This window comes from Streptomyces sp. NPDC046876 (genome assembly GCF_040645035.1).
Classification (GTDB): Bacteria; Actinomycetota; Actinomycetes; order Streptomycetales; family Streptomycetaceae; genus Streptomyces.
The window spans coordinates 41,675-62,729 of the sequence record NZ_JBEYXK010000002.1 but is presented as its reverse complement, the minus strand read 5'-3'; the positions used below and the strand labels follow the sequence as shown (position 1 = coordinate 62,729).

At 71.3% G+C, this 21,055-nt stretch carries 16 protein-coding genes; 10 read left to right on the top strand and 6 right to left on the bottom strand.

Features of this window, described 5'->3' with window-relative positions:
- Nucleotides 1–114: 114 nt before the first annotated feature.
- Both ABZ924_RS01970 and ABZ924_RS01965 read left to right on the top strand, forming a co-directional pair.
- On the top strand, nt 115–999 hold the full coding sequence (locus tag ABZ924_RS01970) for a hypothetical protein (RefSeq protein WP_361902544.1): 885 nt from the start codon (nt 115–117) through the stop codon (nt 997–999).
- Between the two features lie 91 nt (nt 1,000–1,090).
- Nucleotides 1,091–1,522 (top strand): hypothetical protein, encoded by a 432-nt coding sequence (locus tag ABZ924_RS01965; RefSeq protein ID WP_361902541.1) that lies wholly within the window; start codon nt 1,091–1,093, stop codon nt 1,520–1,522.
- Nucleotides 1,523–1,617: 95 nt separating this feature from the next.
- Here ABZ924_RS01965 and ABZ924_RS01960 read toward each other — a convergent pair whose 3' ends face one another.
- A complete protein-coding gene (locus ABZ924_RS01960; protein ID WP_361902538.1) occupies nt 1,618–3,147 on the bottom strand; it encodes a UDP-N-acetylglucosamine 1-carboxyvinyltransferase in 1,530 nt (509 codons plus the stop codon).
- An 81-nt stretch (nt 3,148–3,228) separates the two neighbouring features.
- The gene (locus tag ABZ924_RS01955) at nt 3,229–3,732 is read right to left on the bottom strand and encodes a MarR family transcriptional regulator (protein ID WP_361902535.1); all 504 of its coding nucleotides are present in this window, start codon (nt 3,730–3,732) and stop codon (nt 3,229–3,231) included.
- 122 nt (nt 3,733–3,854) lie between these two features.
- Here ABZ924_RS01955 and ABZ924_RS01950 point away from each other — a divergent pair, with 122 nt between their 5' ends.
- The gene (locus ABZ924_RS01950; RefSeq protein ID WP_361902531.1) at nt 3,855–4,739 is read left to right on the top strand and encodes a haloalkane dehalogenase; all 885 of its coding nucleotides are present in this window, start codon (nt 3,855–3,857) and stop codon (nt 4,737–4,739) included.
- Between the two features lie 30 nt (nt 4,740–4,769).
- Here the strand turns inward: ABZ924_RS01950 and ABZ924_RS01945 are convergent, their stop codons facing one another.
- Nucleotides 4,770–6,728: an amidohydrolase gene (locus ABZ924_RS01945; RefSeq protein ID WP_361902528.1), complete on the bottom strand. Its 1,959-nt coding sequence runs from the start codon at nt 6,726–6,728 to the stop codon at nt 4,770–4,772.
- 97 nt (nt 6,729–6,825) lie between these two features.
- On the opposite strand from ABZ924_RS01945, the gene ABZ924_RS01940 reads away from it, so the two are divergent.
- Nucleotides 6,826–7,827: a LacI family DNA-binding transcriptional regulator gene (locus ABZ924_RS01940; protein ID WP_361902525.1), complete on the top strand. Its 1,002-nt coding sequence runs from the start codon at nt 6,826–6,828 to the stop codon at nt 7,825–7,827.
- A 756-nt stretch (nt 7,828–8,583) separates the two neighbouring features.
- On the opposite strand, the gene ABZ924_RS01935 is transcribed toward ABZ924_RS01940, so the two are convergent.
- Nucleotides 8,584–9,459, bottom strand: a complete 876-nt coding sequence (locus tag ABZ924_RS01935) for an alpha/beta hydrolase (protein ID WP_361902522.1) — start codon at nt 9,457–9,459, stop codon at nt 8,584–8,586.
- A gap of 241 nt (nt 9,460–9,700) precedes the next feature.
- Here ABZ924_RS01935 and acnA point away from each other — a divergent pair, with 241 nt between their 5' ends.
- The 4 genes from acnA (at nt 9,701) to ABZ924_RS01915 (ending at nt 16,055) form a co-directional block, all read left to right on the top strand.
- Complete coding sequence (gene acnA / locus ABZ924_RS01930) at nt 9,701–12,415, top strand: aconitate hydratase AcnA (protein ID WP_361902519.1); 2,715 nt, start codon at nt 9,701–9,703, stop codon at nt 12,413–12,415.
- Between the two features lie 304 nt (nt 12,416–12,719).
- Nucleotides 12,720–14,150 carry an N-acetylglucosamine/diacetylchitobiose ABC transporter substrate-binding protein gene (ngcE, locus tag ABZ924_RS01925; protein WP_361902516.1) on the top strand — a complete coding sequence of 477 codons (1,431 nt, stop codon included), beginning with the start codon at nt 12,720–12,722 and terminating at the stop codon, nt 14,148–14,150.
- A 17-nt stretch (nt 14,151–14,167) separates the two neighbouring features.
- A complete protein-coding gene (locus tag ABZ924_RS01920; protein ID WP_361902514.1) occupies nt 14,168–15,112 on the top strand; it encodes a sugar ABC transporter permease in 945 nt (314 codons plus the stop codon).
- Between the two features lie 13 nt (nt 15,113–15,125).
- On the top strand, nt 15,126–16,055 hold the full coding sequence (locus ABZ924_RS01915) for a carbohydrate ABC transporter permease (protein ID WP_361902511.1): 930 nt from the start codon (nt 15,126–15,128) through the stop codon (nt 16,053–16,055).
- Here the strand turns inward: ABZ924_RS01915 and ABZ924_RS01910 are convergent.
- Together ABZ924_RS01910 and ABZ924_RS01905 are read right to left on the bottom strand one after the other, a co-directional pair.
- The gene (locus ABZ924_RS01910; RefSeq protein ID WP_361902508.1) at nt 16,048–16,491 is read right to left on the bottom strand and encodes a hypothetical protein; all 444 of its coding nucleotides are present in this window, start codon (nt 16,489–16,491) and stop codon (nt 16,048–16,050) included. The two genes, ABZ924_RS01915 and ABZ924_RS01910, sit on opposite strands and share 8 nt — an antisense overlap.
- 85 nt (nt 16,492–16,576) lie before the next feature.
- Complete coding sequence (locus ABZ924_RS01905) at nt 16,577–17,833, bottom strand: helix-turn-helix transcriptional regulator (RefSeq protein ID WP_361902505.1); 1,257 nt, start codon at nt 17,831–17,833, stop codon at nt 16,577–16,579.
- Nucleotides 17,834–18,422: 589 nt separating this feature from the next.
- Between ABZ924_RS01905 and ABZ924_RS01900 the strand changes: the two genes are divergently transcribed.
- Both ABZ924_RS01900 and ABZ924_RS01895 read left to right on the top strand, forming a co-directional pair.
- The gene (locus tag ABZ924_RS01900) at nt 18,423–19,625 is read left to right on the top strand and encodes an ROK family transcriptional regulator (RefSeq protein ID WP_361902502.1); all 1,203 of its coding nucleotides are present in this window, start codon (nt 18,423–18,425) and stop codon (nt 19,623–19,625) included.
- 118 nt (nt 19,626–19,743) lie between these two features.
- A complete protein-coding gene (locus ABZ924_RS01895) occupies nt 19,744–20,865 on the top strand; it encodes a substrate-binding domain-containing protein (protein WP_361902499.1) in 1,122 nt (373 codons plus the stop codon).
- Nucleotides 20,866–21,055: the final 190 nt, after the last annotated feature.

The window sequence follows — 21,055 nt, the reverse complement described above, 5'->3', positions numbered from 1 at the left end:
CACCCCGACGGGCGAGGCGGGCCGCCTGCCGTGGAGCCGCACGCCACCGGCGGACAATTGACGGGCGCCCCGGCCCCCGGGCCACCTACGATCGGCCCCCGGGGGTGGTACGCCATGTGGCGCCGACGCAGGAGACACAGCACCGCACAGACCAGCGCCGAAGAAGGCGGTTCCAAGGAGCCGGCGCAGGGGAGGGAATCGCAGGCGGAGCCGGACGAGACCCCTCCCCCCGACCTGGTCAAGGCATGGGGCCGCATGGCGGACTGGCAGGCATGGCTGCGCCGTTCCCCCGAGGCGCTGACGGCGCAGATGTGGTGGGCGAACGCCGACGAGCTGCGCATCATGCTCGGCGAGGACGCGTACCGCGAACGGCTGGGCGAGGTCCTCTCCCGCCTGGCACCGCGCGACTTCGCGGCCCTGGGCCTCGGCTGCAACCGCCGCATCGACCGCTCCTGCCGGGCGCCCGAGACCTGCTCCCTGGACCCCGTCCCGCCCGCGCCGGGCGAGGCGCGCCGGGAGCGGCACGGCCCGGTGGCGGGTGCGTGCAGCAGCTTCGTGGACTGCCACACCTCGCTCGGGATGCGCGCGGACTTCACCGCCGACGACCGCCACCGGGCGGTGGTCGTGGAGAGCCGGTACTCCGGGGTGATGCTGTGGGTGGACGGCGTCCGGGTCGAGGCGCCGACGTTCCTGGACGAGACCGGGTACTGGGTGGACGACCGGTACTACGTCGTGGAGATGGTGGGCCCGGCCGACCACCCCCGCCAGGGCCACTCCGCGATGGGCATCCTGGCGGACGTCCTCTCCCTGGTCATCCACGACGTGACCACGCACACCACCCACGTCGTCGACCCGGAACCGGACGAGTACTGGCCGGACCCGGTGGCCGCCCGCCGGGACGGCACCTGGCACCTCTACCCGACCCGCGAGGCCTACGCCGCAAACACCCCGGACCGCACTCTCACCACCCTGCCCCCGCCGCTCCCGCTCCAGCCCTGACGGAGGCCCGACCGGTTCCAACGCCCCGGCGTTGTCAGTGTCGCCCTGCATCCTGAGCCGAAGAACATCCGGCTCGACACCGCGAGGCCCCGTGATCCACACGTTCACGCTCGTCGACCCATGGCCCGGCTACGGCCGCGCCGACCGCAGCCTCCCCGAGGCCTTCACCGCTCTGGCCGCGGCACCGCCCGAGGGCTGTACGTACGACCCGTTGGTCTGGGGGCAGTACCCGGGCCTGAAATGCGGGATCGAGGCCCCGACCCGCTTCGAGGCCGTCGCCCGCGTGGCCGGAACGGTCTTCCGCGAACACGGCATCCTCCTGTACGACCTCGGCGTGGAGAAGCTCTACGAGTGGAGCGCGGACGACCCGTCCGACCCCGAGCGCTCCGGGGAGCAGGGCAACACCTGGGGGCGCGACATCGCAGCTCAACTGGTCCTCACGGGCCTCGACCGCATGCTGAAACTCGGCTACACCCCTGCCGAGGCACGCCACTTCGTCGACCGGGCACTCGGCGGCCGGTAGACAGGACGAAGACGCAGACGCAGACCCCGCCGCTCTCGGGGGCGAGAACGGCGGGGCCTGCGTCGGGGGAGGGCTTGCGTCGACGGTCCCTGTGCCTAGATGTCGCGGAAGATCTCGATCTGGGCGCCGACCGAGTTGAGGCGTTCGGCGAGGTCTTCGTAGCCGCGGTTGATGACGTAGACGTTGCGCAGGACCGAGGTGCCTTCGGCGGCCATCATCGCCAGGAGGACGACCACCGCCGGGCGGAGGGCCGGGGGGCACATCATTTCTGCCGCGCGCCAGCGGGTGGGGCCCTCGACCAGGACGCGGTGGGGGTCCAGGAGTTGGAGGCGGCCGCCGAGGCGGTTGAGGTCCGTGAGGTAGATGGCGCGGTTGTCGTAGACCCAGTCGTGGATCAGGGTCTTGCCCTGGGCCGTGGCCGCGATGGCCGCGAAGAACGGGACGTTGTCGATGTTCAGCCCGGGGAACGGCATCGGGTGGATCTTGTCGATCGGCGCCTCGAGCTTCGAGGGACGGACCGTCAGGTCGACCAGGCGGGTGCGGCCGTTGTCGGCGAAGTACTCCGGGGAGCGGTCGTGGTCGAGGCCCATCTCCTCCAGGACAGCGAGCTCGATCTCCATGAACTCGATCGGGACCCGGCGGATCGTCAGCTCCGACTCCGTGACCACCGCGGCCGCGAGCAGGCTCATCGCCTCGACCGGGTCCTCGGAGGGGGAGTAGTCCACGTCCACGTCGATGTTCGGGACGCCGTGCACCGTGAGGGTGGTGGTGCCGACGCCGTCGACCCGTACGCCGAGTGCCTCCAGGAAGAAGCACAGGTCCTGGACCATGTAGTTGGAGGAGGCGTTGCGGATGACGGTGACGCCGTCGTGCCGGGCCGCAGCCAGGAGGGCGTTCTCGGTGACCGTGTCCCCGCGCTCGGTCAGCACGATCGGGCGGTCCGGGCTGACGCCGGCCTCGACCTTGGCGTGGTAGATGCCCTCGGTCGCGGTGATGTCCAGGCCGAAGCGGCGCAGGGCGATCATGTGCGGCTCGATGGTGCGGGTGCCGAGGTCGCAGCCGCCCGCGTACGGCAGGCGGAACTGGTCCATCCGGTGCAGCAGCGGGCCCAGGAACATGATGATGCTCCGGGTCCGTACGGCCGCCTCCGCGTCGATGGCGTCCATGTCGAGGTCGGCCGGCGGGATCAGTTCGAGGTCGACGCCGTCGTTGATCCAGCGGGTGCGGACACCGATGGAGTTCAGGACCTCCAGGAGGCGGTAGACCTCCTCGATGCGGGCGACCCGGCGCAGCACCGTGCGGCCCTTGTTGAGGAGGGAGCCGCAGAGCAGTGCCACACAGGCGTTCTTGCTCGTCTTGACGTCGATCGCGCCGGACAGGCGGCGGCCGCCGACGACGCGCAGGTGCATCGGGCCGGCGTAGCCCAGGGAGACGATCTCGCTGTCGAGCGCTTCACCGATTCGGGCGATCATCTCAAGGCTGATGTTCTGGTTGCCGCGCTCGATGCGGTTCACGGCGCTCTGGCTGGTGCCCAGGGCGTCCGCGAGCTGACTCTGCGTCCAGCCACGGTGTTGCCGGGCGTCACGGATGAGCTTGCCGATGCGTACGAGGTAGTCGTCTGCCATGGGGTGCACCGTATCTCAGATATGAGATGAGATCCGAAACGGGCGTGGCGGACGGGTGGTGAGGGGTGCGGGTTGTGGGCCTTATGGGGCGTCAGGGGTGGTTTGCGGCATCGGTGTCATCGTTGGTGCCGTCGTGGCTGCGTGGTGGTCCACGATGCGGCCGAGGAGATGGATGAGCTGCGTGCGCTCCGATGCGGACAAAGGGGACAGAAGCTCCTCCTGTGCCGTGTCGAGGAGTTGCTCCAGCCGACGCAGTCGGCCCCGCCCGGCCGCGGTGAGGGAGACCGTGTTGCGCCTGCGGTCGGCGGGGTCGGGGGCCCGCTCCACCAGCCCGCTTCCGGCGAGTTCGTTGATGACGGCGACCAGGTCGCTGCGGTGGATGCCGGTGCGGCTGCTCAGGCCGGCCTGGCTGGCGGGGCCGTACGCGTCCAGCGCCACCAGGGTCGCGTAGTGCCAGGTGCGGGCGTCCACGGCGGTCAGCTGCTCGGCCACCAGGCGCTGGGCGTGGGTGGCGGCCTGTGCCAGCAGGCGGCTGGGCAGCTCGCGCAGGCGCGCCGGAACGGTCTCGTGCTCCTCGGTGCTCATGCGGGGATGGTATCGACCCTTGTGTTGGTGCGACTAACGATGTAATTTCGTTCGTGCCACGAACGTTAGGTTCACTAATTGATGCACCCACCTGATGCACCAACTGATCCGAGGGGGCTCCCATGGCCACGGTCGGCGTTCTCGACTCGACGATGTACTACGAGGAGCGCGGCGCGGCGGACGCCGCGACCGTCTTCGTCTTCCTGCACGGCAACCCCACCTCCTCCCACCTCTGGCGGGGCGTCCTGCCCCGGATCGAGGGGGTGGACGAGGGCCGGGTCCGCCTCCTGGCGCCGGACCTCATCGGCATGGGCCGCTCCGGCAAGCCCGGCGGCGCCTACCGGTTCGCCGACCACGCCCGCTACCTGGACGCCTGGTTCGACGCCCTCGGCCTGGCCGACGTGGTCCTCGTCGGCCAGGACTGGGGCGGGGCCCTCGCCTTCGACCGGGCCGCCCGGCACCCCGGCCGCGTCCGCGGGATCGCCTTCATGGAAACGATCCTGCGGCCGATGACCTGGGAGGAGTACCCCGAGGGCGCCCGCGCCCGGTTCGAGGCGCTGCGTACCCCGGGCGTCGGCGAGGAGATGGTCCTGGACCGGAACCTCTTCATCGAGGACAGCATCGGGCAGACGGTCCTGACCGGGATCGACGAGACCGACCGCGCCGTCTACGCCGCCCCCTACCCGACCCGCGAGAGCCGCCTGCCCATGCTCCAGTGGGCCCGGTCGATGCCACTCGGCGGCGAACCGGCCGACGTCGTCGACCGCGTGGAGGCGTACGACACCTGGCTCGCGGCGAGTGCGGACGTGCCCAAGCTGCTGCTGACCTTCGACGGTTCGCCCGCCCTGATGGTCGGCCCGGCTCTGACCGCCTGGTGCGAGGAGAACATCGCCGCGTTGGAGACCGAGTACTGCGGGCAGGCGGCCCACCTGTGCCCGGAGGACCGGCCCGAGGAGATCGCGGCCGCCGTCAACGGCTGGGCGGCGCGGCACGGGCTCGCCAAGTAGGCCGGCGGGGGGACGGGCGGGGGACTCCCCTCAGTGCCCGCTGCCGGTCGTGCAGCCGCAGGCGCGGTGGCGGCCGCCGTGGACCGCCGCGTACGAGGCCGGTCGCGGGGCGGCGGCCGCACGGGCCGCACGGCTCGCGGCCGCGCGCCCCGCCGCCGACCCGGCGTCGTGCACCACCCGGCCGCCGACCAGCGTCAGCCGCACCCCGGTCCCGCTGATGTCGGCCACAGGACAGCGGGTCACGTCCCGGTCCAGGAGCACCAGGTCCGCCTCCTTGCCCGGCTCCACCGTGCCCGTCAGGGAGTCCTGGCGCAGCTGCCAGGCCGTACCCGCCGTGTGCATCCGCAGCACCGAGCTCCGGCCGAGCCCCTCCAGCTCCGGGTACAGCGGCCCCGTACCGTACGCGCCCTGCCGGTCGATCGCGGTCCGCAGCTGGTTCCACACCTGCAACGCGTCCACCGGCCAGTCCGAGCCGCCCGACAGCCGGGCCCCCGCCCGCTCCAGGCTCCGCGCCGGGTACATCCGGCGGTGCCGCTGCGGGCCGATGTACGGCAGCAGTGCCTCCATGGTCCAGGTGTCCTGCGCCGCCCACTGGAGCTGCATGCACGCCGCGACGCCCAGGGGCGCGAACCGCCGCAGGTCCGCCGGGTCGACGAGCTGGAGGTGCGCCACCGCATTGCGGGCGTCGCGCCGTCCGGTCTCCCGGGCCGCGTACGCATATCCGTCCAGAGCGGTACGTACCGCCCGGTCGCCCAGGCCGTGGGCGTGCATCTGCCAGCCGGCCCGGTTGAAGGCCGCGGTGAGCCGGCCGTAGTCCGCCGCCGAGGTGTACAGCTCGCCGCGGTTCGCGGTCGGTCTGCCGTTGCCGTCGAGGTACGGCTCCAGCAGGGCGGCCGTCTGCGCGGGGTACTCGATGACCCCGTCCAGGAACACCTTGGCCGTCCCGAACCGGAGCCCCGGCACCCCCTGGAACTCCCGTCGCAGCCCGCGCGCGTACGCGAGGGCGGCCGCCGGGTCCCGGGTCTGCTCGGCGTCCAGCCGGATCGCGGGCACGATCCGCTGCGGGAGGCTGCGGCCCTCGGCCAGGGCGCGGTAGAGCAGCAGCTCGTGCCGGCCCACGAGGGCGTCCATCATCGTGGTCACCCCGGACGCCGCCGCCAGCTCCAGCACCTTCGCGCAGGCCGCGACGAGCTCGGCCGTGGACGGCTCCGGCACGTGCCGCTTGACCAGGTCCTGGGCGTCGTCCTTGAGGACGCCCGTCGGCTGACCGTCCGCGCCCTTCACGATCCGGCCGCCGACCGGATCGGGGGTGTCGGCCGTGATCCCGGCGATGTCCAGGGCCCGCCGGCCGGCCCACAGGTTGTGCCCGTCGCCGCCGACGAGGACCACCGGCCGGCGGGTCGGCAGGGCGTCCAGCATCGTGTGGTGCGCCGCGGTGCCCGCCGGCAGGAGCCCGACCGGGTTCCAGTCCTCCACCACCAGCCAGCGGTCCGGCTCGGCCTCCGCGCCGCCGGTGTCGGCGAGGAATCCCGTCAGCAGCTCCTGGAGTTGCGCCACGGTGGTCTCGGCGCCCTCCAGCGAAGGGCGCAGGGAGCGGTCGCCGGCGCCGAGCGGGTGGACGTGGCCGTCGTGGATGCCGCTCATCACCGTGGCGCCGCGGGCGTCGACCACCTCGGTGTCCCGGCCGGCGTGGCGGCGTACGGCCGCGTCGGTCCCGGTGGCGAGGATCTTCCCGTCCCGGCCGACCGCGACCGCCTCGACCGGGGCCGCGGTGCCGGTTCCCGTGAAGACGCGGGCGTTGTGGATCACCATCGCGGCCGAACCGCGGCCGGTCGAGGGGGCCGCGGCCGCGGGAGCCGCGCCGAGCAGGCCCGCCGCGCCGGTGGCTGCGGTGGCTGCTGTGGCCGTGAGGAGGCGGCGGCGGGAGAGGCGGGCGGGGGAGGAAGCGGAAGCGGAATCTGAGGATGAGGATGAGGCTGAAGCCGTCATGGGCCACTCCAGACGTCAGGGTTCGGTAGGTGGACCCTGGGTGATTAACGGGTTAACCAGAACCCGTCCGCGCCGACGAAATCCGTACGATGGCCCCGTGCCAGGGCCCGGACCGACCATCGCCGACATCGCGCGCGCCGCGGAGGTTTCCACGGCGACGGTCTCCCACGCCCTGACGGGGACCGGGCGGCTCGGCGACTCCACCCGGCGCCGGGTACGGGAGGTGGCGGCGGCCCTCGGGTACAGCGCCGCCCGGCGCGGACCCCGGACCCGCAACCTCGGCCTTGCCGTCACCACGTACGCGGGCTCGGCCTGGAACTTCGTCGAAATCGCCTACTTCTCCCGGCTGCTGACCGCGGCCACGGCCGCCGCGCACGCCCGCGGCTACGCGCTGACCGTGCTGCCGGCCGAGCGGGGTGCCGAGCCGCTGTGGCACACCCTGGCCGTCGACGGGATGCTGCTGCTCGACAGCCCGGCCGGGGATCCGGTGCTGGCGGCCCTGCGGGCGCGCGGGCTGCCGGTGGTCTTCGACGGGCGGCCGCCGGATCCGCGGCCCGGGGACGTGTGGGTGGACAACGACCACGAGGCCGCCACGCGGGAGGTGCTGGACCATCTGGCCGGTGCCGGGGCCCGGCGCATTGCGCTGCACGCCGCGTATGGGCGGGAGCACTACACCGAGGCCGTCGGTGCGGCGTACCGGCGGTGGTGCGCAGAGCGGGGCATGCCGGCGGTGGTGGTCCCCTTCGACCCGGAGGACGCGGCGGGGCACGCCTTCGACTCCGTGTTCGCGGCGCCGCCCGGACGGCGGCCCGACGCCGTCCACTGCGTGTACGACCCGGGCGGGCGGCAGGTGCTGGCGGCTGCCGCGCGGCACGGGTTGCGGGTGCCGGGGGAGTTGCTGCTCGTGTGCGCGAGTGAGGATCCCGGGTACGGGGTGGGGGAGCCGGCGGTGACGACGCTGAGCCTGGAGCCGGAGCTGCTGGCCGAGCGGGCCGTGGCTGCCCTCGTCGCCTTGGTCGAGCCGCCGCACGCCGCCCCGACGCCGCCGGCCCCCGTCCCGACCACCCTGACGCCCCGCACGTCGTCCCAACGCCCCTGACCCCGGCGCCTCAAGCGCCGGCGGGGCTGAGCTTGCCGAGCCGCGGCTCCGGAAGCGCGGCGCCGCCGCCGGGTTCCCTGGGCTCCGCCCCGGACCGCGCGCCTCAATCGCCGGCGGGGCTGGATTTGTCGACCCCTCGCTTCGAAGGCAGGTGGTGGTGCCCGGGTTTTCTGGGGTGCTGCCCCAGACCCCGCGCCTCAAGCGCCGGCGAGGCTGAATTTGCCGACCCTCGGCTTCGAAGGGCGCCGGTGGTGCCCCGGGGTGCTGTCTCACGTGGCCCGACCGGCGCTGGCCTTGTGGCCCTGCCTCCATGACGGGAGTCCGACATGTTCAGCCTCGCCGGCGTTTGAGTGGGGGTCCCCCGGACGGAGTCTGGGGGAGGGTCCGGGCAGAGCCCGGTGCCCGGCGGAGCCGGGTTCCTTGGGGCGCCGCCCCAAACCCCGCGCCTCAAACGCCGGCGAGGCTGGAGTGCCCGGACCCCGGCTGCGAAGGCGGCGCGGAGTCGGGGTTGCTGGGGCTCCGCCCCAACCCGCGCCTGAACGCCGGCGGGCTGGAGTGCCCGGACCCCGGCTGCGAAGACTGGCGGAGCCGGGGTTGCCGGGGCTCCGCCCCGGACCCCGCGCCTCAAGCGCCGGCGGGGCCGGAATGCCCGGACCCCGGCTTCGGAGCGCCGGCGTGGCTGGAGTTGCCGGACCCGGCTGCGCGGGCGCCGGCGGGGCTGGTGTTGTCGGCGGCGGCCTTGGCGGGGGCCGGGGGTCAGCCCAGGAAGGAGGCCGTGGCTGCCGTGAAGGCGGCTCGGTCGTCGAGCCAGGGGAAGTGGCCGGCGCCGGGCTGGACGACGAGGGCCGCGTTCGGGAACAGGCCGGCGTACTGCGCCATCACCGACACCGGACCCTGCACGTCGACGTCGCCGGCGAGGACCAGGACCGGCGATTCGAAGCGGGCGAGGGCGGCGCGCAGGGCCGCCGGGTCCCAGGCGCCCTCGCTGCCGAAGACGGCCCCGGCCTCCTGGTTCTTGTGGGCGTCGCCATCGGCGGCGAGCCGCTGCGCCGCCTCGTCCCAGCGCCCGTGGAAGAAGGGCGCGGCCGCCTTCCACTCGGCCGCGCCGCCCTCGCCCGCGACGATCCGCTCCAGGGCCGCGAACGCCTCCGCGAACCACGGCTCGTCCGCCCGCAGCCGTGCCGTCTCCAGCCGCAGCTCGCCGCCGATCCCGATGCCGGCGGCCATGACGCTCGGGGTGATCAGGGCCAGCCGGCCGACGCGCTGCGGGTGCCGGGCCGCGTACAGGGCGCCCAGGTTCGCGCCGGCGCTGTGGGCCAGGACGTCCATCCGGTCCAGCCCGAGGTGGACCCGCAGGGCCTCCACGTCGTCGACCAGCCGGTCGCAGCGGTACGTGGCCGGGTCCGCCGGCACCGCGGAGCCGCCCGTTCCGCGCAGGTCCAGCTTGATCAGGCGGCGGTGCTCGGCGAGCCCGCCGAGGTCGCCGAAGTACTCGGAGTCGCGCATCGGGCCCCCGGGCAGGCAGATCAGGGCCGGCGCGTCCGCGGCGGCCGGCCCGGCCGTCACGCGGTAGGCCAGCTCGGTGCCGTCGTACGAGGTGAAGGTAGAGGTAAGAGCAGGTGAAGTGGGCATGCGGGCGACCCTCGCAGTGCCGCCGCGGCCCGGCAACCGGGTTTCCCGCCATGCCGCGCATGACCACGGCGCGGCAATGCACTAGAGTTATCTCGACATCGAGATATCTGCCGAAGGCGTACCGCAGCCGCCCCTGCCGGTAAGGACTACCTAACTTAGCCTTACCTTAACGGATTGGCGCCAGGGCGTGGCGGCAGGATTGCGGTTATACGCGCGAATTTCATGCATGAAGGAGACTGTCGTGTCGGCGAACAGCTTCGACGCCCGCAGCACGCTGCAGGTGGGCGACGAGTCGTACGAGATCTTCCGGCTGGACAAGGTTGAGGGCTCGGCCCGCCTTCCCTACAGCCTGAAGGTGCTGCTGGAGAACCTGCTCCGCACCGAGGACGGCGCGAACATCACCGCCGACCACATCCGGGCCCTCGGCGGCTGGGACTCGCAGGCCCAGCCGAGCCAGGAGATCCAGTTCACGCCGGCCCGCGTGATCATGCAGGACTTCACCGGCGTCCCCTGTGTCGTGGACCTCGCCACCATGCGCGAGGCCGTGAAGGCGCTCGGCGGCGACCCGTCCAAGATCAACCCGCTGGCCCCGGCCGAGCTGGTCATCGACCACTCCGTCATCGCCGACAAGTTCGGCACCCCGGACGCGTTCACCCAGAACGTCGAGCTGGAGTACGGCCGCAACAAGGAGCGCTACCAGTTCCTGCGCTGGGGCCAGACCGCCTTCGACGAGTTCAAGGTCGTCCCGCCCGGCACCGGCATCGTCCACCAGGTGAACATCGAGCACCTGGCCCGCACCGTCATGGTCCGTAACGGCGTGGCGTACCCGGACACCCTGGTCGGCACCGACTCGCACACCACCATGGTCAACGGCCTCGGCGTCCTCGGCTGGGGCGTCGGCGGCATCGAGGCCGAGGCCGCGATGCTCGGCCAGCCGGTCTCCATGCTGATCCCGCGCGTCGTCGGCTTCAAGCTGACCGGCGAGCTGCCGACCGGCACCACCGCCACCGACCTGGTGCTCACGATCACCGAGATGCTGCGCAAGCACGGCGTCGTCGGCAAGTTCGTCGAGTTCTACGGCGAGGGCGTCGCCGCCACCTCGCTCGCCAACCGCGCCACCATCGGCAACATGTCCCCGGAGTTCGGCTCCACCGCCGCGATCTTCCCGATCGACGACGAGACGCTGAAGTACCTCAAGCTCACCGGCCGCTCCGAGCAGCAGGTCGCGCTCGTCGAGGCGTACGCCAAGGAGCAGGGCCTGTGGCTCGACCCGAAGGCCGAGCCGGACTTCTCCGAGAAGCTCGAGCTGGACCTGTCCACGGTCGTCCCGTCCATCGCCGGCCCGAAGCGCCCGCAGGACCGCATCGTCCTGGCCAACGCCGCCGAGCAGTTCGCCCAGGACGTCCGCAACTACGTCGACGAGGTCGACGAGGCGGGCAAGGAGTCCTTCCCGGCCTCCGACGCCCCGGCGATCTCCGCCGGCGCCCCGTCGAAGCCCACCCTGGTCACCCTGGCCGACGGCTCCTCCTTCGAGATCGACCACGGCGCCGTCACCGTCGCCGCGATCACCTCCTGCACCAACACCTCGAACCCCTACGTCATGGTCGCCGCGGCGCTCGTGGCCAAGAAGGCGGTCGAGAAGGGCCTGACCCGCAAGCCGTGGGTCAAGACCACCCTGGCCCCGGGCTCGAAGGTCGTCACCGACTACTTCGACAAGGCCGGCCTCACGCCGTACCTGGACAAGATCGGCTTCAACCTGGTCGGCTACGGCTGCACCACCTGCATCGGCAACTCCGGTCCGCTGGACGAGGAGATCTCGAAGGCGATCAACGAGCACGACCTCGCGGTCACCTCGGTCCTCTCGGGCAACCGCAACTTCGAGGGCCGCATCAACCCCGACGTCAAGATGAACTACCTGGCCTCCCCGCCGCTGGTCGTCGCGTACGCCATCGCGGGTTCCATGAAGGTGGACATCACCAAGGACGCCATCGGCACCGACACCGAGGGCAACCCGGTCTTCCTCAAGGACATCTGGCCCTCCGAGGCCGAGGTCAACGACGTCGTGGCCAACGCCATCGGCGAGGACATGTTCAACAAGTCCTACCAGGACGTCTTCGCGGGCGACGCCCAGTGGCAGGCGCTGCCGATCCCGACCGGCAACACCTTCGAGTGGGACCCGCAGTCGACCTACGTGCGCAAGCCCCCGTACTTCGAGGGCATGACCATGGAGACCACCCCGGTCTCCGACATCGCCGGCGCCCGCGTGCTGGCGAAGCTGGGCGACTCGGTCACCACCGACCACATCTCCCCGGCCGGTGCGATCAAGGCCGACACCCCGGCCGGCAAGTACCTCACCGAGCACGGCGTCGAGCGCCGCGACTTCAACTCGTACGGTTCCCGCCGCGGCAACCACGAGGTCATGATCCGCGGTACGTTCGCCAACATCCGCCTGCGCAACCAGATCGCGCCGGGCACCGAGGGCGGCTTCACCCGCGACTTCACCGTCGAGGGCGGCCCGGTCTCCTTCATCTACGACGCCTCCCAGAACTACCAGGCCGCCGGCATCCCGCTGGTCATCCTGGCGGGCAAGGAGTACGGCTCCGGCTCGTCCCGCGACTGGGCGGCCAAGGGCACCGCGCTGCTCGGCGTCAAGGCCGTCGTCGCCGAGTCCTACGAGCGCATCCACCGCTCGAACCTGATCGGCATGGGCGTTCTGCCGCTGCAGTTCCCCGAGGGCGCCTCCGCGGCCTCCCTGGGCCTGACCGGCGAGGAGACCTTCTCCATCACCGGTGTGGAGGAGCTGAACAACGGCACCACCCCGCGCACCGTGAAGGTCACCACCGACTCCGGCGTGGAGTTCGACGCGGTCGTCCGCATCGACACCCCCGGTGAGGCGGACTACTACCGCAACGGCGGCATCATGCAGTACGTGCTCCGCAACCTGATCCGCGGCTAAACACGGATCGGGCGCGAGATCGCGCCAGAAAGGGCCGTATCCCCCAGAGGGGGGTACGGCCCTTTCGCGCGTCCGGGAGGCGGAGCCGGGTTTCGGGGAGGTCTCAACTCGGAAAAGCTGACAGACATGGCTGTGCATGATCTTGCTCACATGAACGGGAGTGGACTATACCTGTGCGCGTCCGGCCCACCGCGGTGCAGCGGCCCCGGACCGGGGGGAGGGGCGGGGACCTGCGGCGGCGTCCGCACGGGCGGAAACCGCCGTGATCTCCGGCTTCCTTCACACTTCTGACGAAGGCGAGGACATGAGCATGGGATCCACTGGTGAGGGCCTCGGGCGCCGTGACCTGATCAAGCGCTCCGCAGCACTCGGACTTGTCTCGGTGCCGACGATGGGCTTCCTGTCCGCCTGCGCCTCCGGCGGTGAGGCGACCGCGAAGGGCCCGGACAAGGCCGCGGTGACCAAGGAGAACCCGTTCGGCGTAGCCAAGAACGGCAAGCTGGACGTCGTCGTCTTCAAGGGCGGGTTCGGCGACGACTACGCGAAGGCCTGGGAGGCCGCCTTCGACAAGAAATGGGGCACCACCAGCTCCCACCTGGGCACCCAGGAGATCGCCGCCAAGCTCCAGCCCCGCTTCAACGGCGGCAACCCGCCGGACGTCGTCGACGACTCCGGCGCCCAGCAGATCAAGATCGACGTCCTGGCCAAGGGCGGCCAGCTCGCCGACCTCACACCGGTCCTCGACGCCCCCTCGCTCGACGACCCGAACAGGAAGGTCCGCGACTCCCTGATCCCCGGCACCATCGAACAGGGCACCCAGGGCGGCAAGTTCGTCGCCCTCTACTACGTCTACACCGTGTACGGCTTCTGGTACTCCGGCAAGCTCTTCAAGGAGAAGGGCTGGACCGAGCCGAAGACCTGGGACCAGTTCCTCGACATCTGCACCAAAGCCCGCGACGCCGGCATCGGCGGCCTCGCCCACCAGGGCAAGTACCCGTACTACATCAACGTCGTCATCATGGACCTGATCGCCAAGAAGGGCGGTCTGGAGGCCATGAAGGCCATCGACAACCTCGAGCCGAACGCCTTCGAGGGCAATCCCGCCGCCCTCGCCGCGGTCGAGGCCGTCTACGAGATCGTGGAGAAGGGCCTGCTCATGGCCGGCACCAACGGCCTGACGCACACCGAGTCCCAGACCGCCTGGAACCAGTACAAGGCGGCCTTCATCCCCTCCGGCTCCTGGCTGGAGAACGAGCAGCTCAAGCAGACCCCCGACGACTTCGACATGAAGTTCCTGCCCGTGCCGCTGCTGGCCGACAGCAAGCTGCCCTTCGAGGCCATCCGGGCGGGCGCGGGCGAGCCCTTCATCGTCCCCGAGAAGGCCGCGAACAAGCCCGCCGGCCTGGAGTTCCTGCGCACCATGCTGTCGCGCGAATGGTCGACCCTCTTCGCCCAGCAGGCCAACTCCCTCACCGTCGTCAAGGACGGCGTCGACCCGGGCGTCAAGCTGCGCCCGGGCACCCAGTCGGCCGTGGCCGCCGTCAAGGCCGCCGGGGCGAACACGTTCAACTACCTCTACCCCGACTGGTACAGCGAAATGGACAACGAGATCCAGAACGCTTCCAATGAGCTGATGGCCAAGCGCATCCAGCCGAAGGAGTGGATCAAGCGGGCCCAGGCCGCGGTGGACAAGGCCGCCAAGGACCCGAACGCGAAGAACAACCGCCGCAGCTGACGTCAGGGACGGACCCCATGAGCCACGTAGACCGGACCCGAGGACGGATCGGCTTCATCACCGGCTTCCTCGTCCTGCCGCTCGCGCTGTACCTCACGTTCGTCATCTGGCCGTACGTCCAGACCTTCGGTTACTCCTTCACCGACTGGTCCGGCCAGTCGCCCACGTTCAACTTCGTGGGCTGGGACAACTACACGGCCCTGATGAAGGACGAGGTCTTCCGCGGCGCCCTGTGGCACAACCTGCTGCTCCTGGTGTTCGTCCCGACCGTCACCATCCTGCTGGCCCTCTTCTTCGCCTTCATGGTGAACGCGGGAGGGCGCAGCGGGGCCGGCGGGGTGAGGGGCGTGCGCGGCTCCTCCGTGTACAAGATCGTCTACTTCTTCCCGCAGGTCCTCTCCCTGGCCATCCTCGCCGTCCTCTTCGGCGCCGTGTACCGCAGCGACGAGGGCGGCCTGCTCAACGGCTTCCTCACCCGCCTGGGCCTGGTCGACCCCGGCCACCCCGTCGAATGGCTCAACGAGCCCGACCTCGTCCTGTGGTGCCTGCTGCTCGTGGTCGTCTGGCACGGGGTCGGCTTCTACCTCGTGCTGTTCTCGGCGGCCATGCAGTCCGTACCGAAGGACATCTACGAGGCCGCCCTCCTCGACGGCGCGGGGCGCGCCCAGACCTTCCTGAAGGTCACGCTGCCCCTGCTGTGGGACACCGTGCAGACCTCCGCGGTCTACCTCGGCATCGCCGCCATGGACATGTTCGTGCTGGTCTCGACGATGACCTCGGGCCAGTTCGGCGGCGGGCCCGACCACCACAGCGAGGTCATGGCCACGGTCCTGATGCGCAACTTCCTCTACTTCGGCAAGAGCGGCTACGCCTGCGCCATGGGCGTGGTGATGCTCCTGCTGACCATGATCCTCTCCGTCGTCACGCTGCGCGCCACCCGCCGCGAGCGCATCGAGTTCTGAGCGGGAGACCACCATGACCACAGTGATCAAGGCGCCGGGCGAGTCCTCGGCCGAGAAGCCCGGGGGCGGCGGCGGCCGCTCCGCGCCGGGCGCCGGGCGGGGCTCCGACGGGACGGCGCTGAACGTCTTCTCCCACGGCTTCCTCGCCGTCTGGGCGGTGCTGATCGTGCTGCCGCTCGTCTGGCTGGCCCTCGGGTCGTTCAAGACGGACGCGCAGATCGGGGGCTCGGCCCTCAGCTGGCCCTCGAACTGGCACTTCGACGCGTTCTCCCGGGCCTGGGACAAGGGCATCGGCGACTACTTCGCCCACACGCTGATCGTGATGGCCTTCTCGGTCCCGCTGACCATGCTGCTGGGCTCGATGGCCGCGTACGTGCTGGCCCGCTACCCCTTCCCGGGCAACCGGGTCGTCTACTACTTCTTCGTCAGCGGGGCCATGTTCCCCGTCTTCCTGGCGCTCGTCCCGCTGTTCTTCATGGTCAAGCGCTTCGACATGCTCAACACCTACCAGGGCCTGATCCTGGTGTACGTCGCGTACTCGATGCCGTTCACCGTCTTCTTCATGCACTCCTTCTTCCGGACGCTGCCCACGGCCGTGCACGAGGCGGCGGTGATCGACGGGGCCTCCGACACCCGGATCTTCTTCCAGGTGATGCTCCCGATGGCCCGGCCCGGCCTGATCAGCGTCGGGATCTTCAACGTCCTGGGCCAGTGGAACCAGTACATCCTGCCCTCGGTGCTGATGCAGCCGCAGACCGGCTCGGACCCCGAGCGCTACATGCTGACCCAGGGCCTGATCCAGCTGCAGTACCAGATGGGCTACGAGACCGACCTGCCCGTGCTGTTCGCCGGCGTGACCATCGCGATGATCCCGATGCTGGTGGTCTACCTGTCCTTCCAACGGCAGATCCAGGCCGGCCTGACGTCGGCCACGCTCAAGTAGCCGGATGCGGCGCCCGCTGCCTGGGCTTCGCGCGGTGCTCGCGCAGGGCCCTGAGCATGGTCCGGGCGAGCAGCGCCAGCAGGCGGGCGTACGCGAGGTTGCCGCTCCGGTCCTGGCGGGCCTCCGCCGCCGGGTCCCCCGAGGCCAGGTCGGCCCAGTCCCGCAGGGCGCCGACCGCCCGCGCGGACCGCTGGGGCGGGGGGATCTCGCCGAGGCCGACCGCGAGGGTCTTGCAGTGCGTGATCAGCCGGTCGGTCAGCCCGGCCAGCGCCTGCGCCGCAGGCTCGGTGGTGAGCGCCGCGACGACGTCCCGCTCGGCCTCGGCCTCCACGGCCGCCTCGATGACGGTCGCGAGGTCGAGGAGCAGCGCACCGAGGTCGGTGCATCCGATCCCGACCGCTTCCTGCTCCTGGTCGTGCCCCTCTTCGCCGTGCACGGCTGCTCCCTACCGTCGTCCGCGGGCCATGGGACGACAGTAGGCGCCCTTCGGGCCGGTGGGGGGCCGGTTTCGGCCCCTTTGCTCAAGCGGCCGGCATGCCGATGTCGACGGCGAGCCGGCTCGCGCGCTGCCGGCGCTCGGGCATCCGGGAAGCCGCCTCCTCCAGCACCATCCGCTTCGCGTAGCCGTTGTACCGGACCGTCTCCGGTGCGGTCGCGTGAGCCTGCTCCAGCGTGGTCAGCGCCGCCTCGTACTGGCCGTCGAGGTGGTACGCGCGGGCCTGCTCGATCCGGTGCCGGGCCCTTCGCGGTCGGGAGGCGATGGACAGGGCCCCGGCCCGGTTGGCCTGCCGTACGGACTCGCCCCCGGCGCGCAGTTCCACGGCGACCGTGACGCCGTGGGCACCCATCACGGCCCGGCCGAAGCTGGTCACGCGGTGGAAGTAGGCCGCGGGGAGCCGTTGCGCGATGAGGTCGGCCCGGTCCCACCAGCCCCACGCCGTGCCGCTGTCCCTGCGCCGGGCCGCGGTATGGCCCGCCTCGAACTTCAGGGCGCCCGCCGCGGCCCGGACGTCGACGGGAGCGCCGGGCAGGAGCGGCTCCAAGAGCCGCAGGGCGTCCATGACGACGGCGTCCGCCGCGTCGTAGTGGCCGGGGCCCGAGTCGCGGTGGGCCTGCGCCGTGAGCCAGGCCGCCACTCCGATCGCGTGCGGATCCTCGGACTCCTGCGCCGCGACCATGCCACGATCGGCGATGCGCCACAGGAGCGAGGCATCCGGCTGGTAGGCGACGAAGAACTGGGCGAGGAAGTACACCTCGGCCAGCAGCGCCTGCGCCGTGCGCCGGTCCTGCGCCGTGTCCGCCTGGCGCACCAGCAGCCGGGCGTCCCGGATGAGGCCGGGCAGGAGGCCGCCCAGCACCTCCCGGTGGTGCGGTGCACCGTGCCGTGCCGACCAGGCGGAGTCCACGGCGGCCCGCAGGTAGGCGGCCTCCGGCGCCTGGCGTTCGCCGCAGGACGGGAACGCGTCCAGGGCGGCGGAGACGGCCGGCAGCCTGTCGTGCCCCGGCCCGGCGAACAGGTCGACGTGCGGTTCCGCGCCGACCTCGCCCACGAGGTCGTCCAGTCGGCGGACGCGGAGGATCTCGGCGATGCGGAGGATCTCCGGCAGCCGTGGCATCTGCAGGCTGCCGGTCTCGACCTTCTTCACCCATGACGGATGGTGGCCGAGGAGCCCCGCCAGCTGCTCGCGGGTCATGCCTCGGCGGTTGCGGTAGATCTGGACTCTCTGCCCGAACGCGACGGGGTTGTCGTACGGCCCCGGAGTAGCATCAGGTGACATGGCGGCCTCGCCTCTCTCCTTGCAGCTCGACGCTGTCAGGGTAGGGGGCGCGGCCGGTCGCGTGTGATCCAGAACGCCCAAGTGCGCCCCTGCGACCGCGGGTTGACCGGCGCCCCGCGTCCCGTCAGACGGCAACGGCGTCAGCGGGACGAAGCCCACGCGCCGACGTCGGCGAGAACGGCAGCCAGAGGCCCGGCGGTACCCGCCGCCACCGCCCGTGCGGTATCGCGGCGGGGCCGGCTGCGCGAGGGCGTAGGCCGGGTTCTGCACCCGCAGCATGATCGCGGGCATCGGCCGGGGGCGGCGGCCTGGGAGGCGGGGCGCGTCGGCCGGCGGGGGTGCGGCGAGGGGGGAAGGGCCACAGAGGGCCGGCGTCTCGGCGGCCGTGGCACGATCTAGAAGGATGTCTCTCATACTTATGACCGGGAAGGTCCGTTTCGTGATGTGTCCGCCTCTTGACGTGTGGAGGCCCAAAGGCTCGACTTAAGGTTCACAAGTTGTAGAGACGCCGGGGTCTCGGAGCCAGCAGCCGCGATCGCCGGCCGGGGGGCGACGGTCGCCGTCGCTTATGGGCAGGAGTGGATGAGTCGTGCAGACTCCCGGATCGCAGTCTTCGCTGCACCGCGCGAATCTCGAACGGGTCGTGCGGGCCGTGCGGCTCGCGGGTTCGCTGACCCAGGCGGAGATCGCCCGGTCCACCGGACTGTCGGCGGCCACGGTCTCCAACATCGTCCGGGAACTCAAGGACGGCGGGACGGTCGAGGTCACGGACACCTCCTCCGGCGGCCGCCGGGCGCGCAGCGTCTCCCTCAGCGGCGACGCGGGCATCGTCATCGGCGTGGACTTCGGCCACACCCACCTGCGGGTCGCGGTCGGCAACCTGGCCCACCAGGTGCTGGCCGAGGAGTCCGCCCCGCTCGACGTGGACGCCTCCTGGGCGGACGGCTTCGACCGGGCGGAAGCCCTGGTCGGGCGGCTGATCCAGACCATAGGGGTCGGCCTGGAGAAGGTCATCGGCGTCGGTCTCGGCGTCCCGGGCCCGATCGACGTGGAGTCCGGGACGCTCGGCTCCACGGCGATCCTGCCGGGCTGGGCGGGGATCAACCCGCGCCAGGAGCTGTCGCAGCGCCTGGGCGTGCCGGTGTACGTGGACAACGACGCCAACCTCGGCGCGCTGGGCGAGCTGGTGTGGGGCAGCGGCCGGGGGGTCAAGGACCTCGCGTACATCAAGGTGGCGAGCGGTGTGGGCGCCGGCCTGGTGATAAACGGCCAGATCTACCGGGGCCCGGGCGGCACGGCCGGGGAGATCGGGCACATCACGCTCGACGAGTCCGGCCCCGTCTGCCGCTGCGGCAACCGCGGCTGCCTGGAGACCTTCGCGGCGGCCCGCTACGTGCTGCCGCTGCTGCAGAGCACGCACGGGCCAGAGCTGACGATGGAGCGGGTGGTGGAGCTGGCCCGCGAGGGCGACCCGGGATGCCGCCGGGTCATCGCCGACGTGGGCCGCCATGTGGGTAGTGGTGTCGCGAACCTCTGCAACGTTTTGAACCCGAGCCGCGTGGTGCTCGGCGGTTCGCTCGCCGAGGCCGGTGAGCTGGTGCTGGCGCCCATACGCGAGTCCGTAGGGCGGTACGCGATCCCCAGTGCGGCCCGCCAACTCTCCGTTCTCACCGGCTCGTTGGGCCCCCGCGCCGAGGTGCTGGGGGCGCTGGCCCTAGTGCTCAGCGAGATGGGTGATTCGACCCTTCTGGCCGATTCGTCGTCGCTGAAGCTCTTGCCTTCAGTTAGATAACGGATGGCACCGTTGTCATCTCGTTAAGGATTCACTCCTTGACGACAAACTTGCGGCCGAGGTTGACTCACACCCACCTCGGCCGCAGCGTTGCGGCCTCGTCAGGGAGGTTCAGGAAATGAACGCGCGTATCCGTAGAGCTGCCGTTGTCGTCGCCGCCGGCGCTGCGGCCGTGTCCCTCGCCGCCTGTGGCAGTGCCAAGGAAGCCGGCACCAAGCCCAAGGAGTCCGCCGCCTCCGCCGCGGCCTCCGGCGGGGCCATCAAGATCGGTCTGCTCCTGCCCGAGAACCAGACCGCGCGCTACGAGAAGTTCGACAAGCCGCTCATCGAGAAGAAGGTCGCCGAGCTCACCGGCGGCAAGGGCACGGTCGTCTACGCCAACGCCAAGCAGGACGCGACCACGCAGAACTCGCAGGTCGACACGATGATCACCAACAAGGTGAACGTCCTGATCGTCGACGCGGTCGACTCCAAGGCGATCGCCGGCGCGGTCAAGCGGGCCAAGGACGCCGGCATCCCGGTCGTCTCCTACGACCGCCTCGCCGAGGGTCCGATCGACGCCTACACCTCCTTCGACAACGAAGAGGTCGGCAAGGTCCAGGGCAAGGCCCTGCTGGAGGCCCTGGGCGACAAGGCCAAGGACGGCGACATCGTCATGATGAACGGGTCGGTGACCGACCCCAACGCCGCCCTGTTCAAGAAGGGCGCCCACTCCGTCCTCGACGGCAAGGTGAACATCGGCAAGGAGTACGACACCAAGGAGTGGAAGCCGGAGAACGCCAACACCAACATGGCGGGCGCGATCTCCGCGCTCGGCAAGGACAAGATCATCGGCGTCTACTCCGCCAACGACGGCATGGCCGGCGGCATCATCACCGCCCTGAAGGCCGCCGGCATGAGCCCGCTGCCCCCGGTCACCGGCCAGGACGCCGAACTCGCCGGCGTGCAGCGCATCGTCGCCGGTGAGCAGTTCATGAGCGTCTACAAGCCGTACGCCCCCGAGGCCGAGGCCGCCGCCAAGATGGCCGTCGCGCTCGCCAAGGGTGAGAAGCTCGACTCGGTGGCCACGTCGAAGTACGACAGCCCCACCACCAAGGACGTCCCCTCGGTCCTCGTCCCGGTCGTCTCGCTGACCAAGAGCAACATCAAGGACACTGTCATCAAGGACGGTGTCTACACGGCCGACGAGATCTGCACCGACAAGTACGCGGCCGCCTGCTCCGCCCTCGGCCTGAAGTAGGCCCCCGCGGCCCCCGTCCGGGCCGCACGTAGGCCACGCCGGCCCGATCGGGCCGGCCGAGGCCCCGCACCGGCCCTGCGGCGGTGCGAGGCCACAGCGTCCCCGCCGGTCGGAGGCCCGCCCCCGCGGCCTCCGGCCCACCGGGACCCCCGCGCCTGCCCGGCGCCCCGCCCCCGCTTTCCCCGCCACC

Excerpts from the sequence above, each read along its gene's own strand:
- ABZ924_RS01945 (WP_361902528.1), bottom strand. The coding sequence starts at position 6,728 with ATGACGGCTTCAGCCTCATCCTCATCCTCAGATTCCGCTTCCGCTTCC.
- ABZ924_RS01950 (WP_361902531.1), top strand. The coding sequence starts at position 3,855 with ATGGCCACGGTCGGCGTTCTCGACTCGACGATGTACTACGAGGAGCGC.
- ABZ924_RS01955 (WP_361902535.1), bottom strand. The coding sequence starts at position 3,732 with ATGAGCACCGAGGAGCACGAGACCGTTCCGGCGCGCCTGCGCGAGCTG.
- ABZ924_RS01970 (WP_361902544.1), top strand. The coding sequence starts at position 115 with ATGTGGCGCCGACGCAGGAGACACAGCACCGCACAGACCAGCGCCGAA.
- ABZ924_RS01905 (WP_361902505.1), bottom strand. The coding sequence starts at position 17,833 with ATGTCACCTGATGCTACTCCGGGGCCGTACGACAACCCCGTCGCGTTC.
- ABZ924_RS01920 (WP_361902514.1), top strand. The coding sequence starts at position 14,168 with ATGAGCCACGTAGACCGGACCCGAGGACGGATCGGCTTCATCACCGGC.
- ABZ924_RS01960 (WP_361902538.1), bottom strand. The coding sequence starts at position 3,147 with ATGGCAGACGACTACCTCGTACGCATCGGCAAGCTCATCCGTGACGCC.
- ABZ924_RS01895 (WP_361902499.1), top strand. The coding sequence starts at position 19,744 with ATGAACGCGCGTATCCGTAGAGCTGCCGTTGTCGTCGCCGCCGGCGCT.
- ABZ924_RS01915 (WP_361902511.1), top strand. The coding sequence starts at position 15,126 with ATGACCACAGTGATCAAGGCGCCGGGCGAGTCCTCGGCCGAGAAGCCC.
- ABZ924_RS01935 (WP_361902522.1), bottom strand. The coding sequence starts at position 9,459 with ATGCCCACTTCACCTGCTCTTACCTCTACCTTCACCTCGTACGACGGC.
- ngcE (WP_361902516.1), top strand. The coding sequence starts at position 12,720 with ATGAGCATGGGATCCACTGGTGAGGGCCTCGGGCGCCGTGACCTGATC.